Source organism: Candidatus Symbiothrix dinenymphae (genome assembly GCF_001431085.1).
In genome coordinates this window covers 1-406 of the sequence record NZ_BBRU01000473.1, presented here as the reverse complement: position 1 = coordinate 406, position 406 = coordinate 1, and the positions used below count along the sequence as shown (strand labels likewise).

Here is a 406-nt window from a genome sequence, read left to right as displayed (position 1 = left end):
GGACTCAATCCCCCCGAAGATTACGCGAAAAAAGCAAACTCCTGCGCAGAGGCAATCAAAAAGGTTGATCCCTCGATTAAGTTTTTTTCCTCCGGTCCTTACTTTCCCGGCGGGCGCCCGGCGGACTGGATAGCTAAAGGGCTGGCTCCGATGGCAAAGCATATTTCGTACCTTTCCTTTCACGCCTATCAATGGGATTTTGTCCATGGCGTTGATTTTGCGACTGACAAGGGTCTGAAGGAAAGTTACGAAAGGGTTACCGGCGCTCCCGCCGGGTGGCTGAATGGACTCCGAAAATCGCGGGCAAGATTAATTGTCAGATAGGGTTCAGCACCTATTTCACGACACAGGGCGATGAAATCGTCGATACCAATTTCATTAAAATCGTACCCTCCGCTGTGGGGCC

At 51.2% G+C, this 406-nt stretch carries 1 pseudogene; it reads left to right on the top strand.

From position 1 onward, the window contains the following. Window positions 1–324, top strand: a pseudogene (locus ASC50_RS05160) (hypothetical protein); the annotation flags it as partial. Between the last annotated feature and the right edge of the window lie 82 nt (window positions 325–406).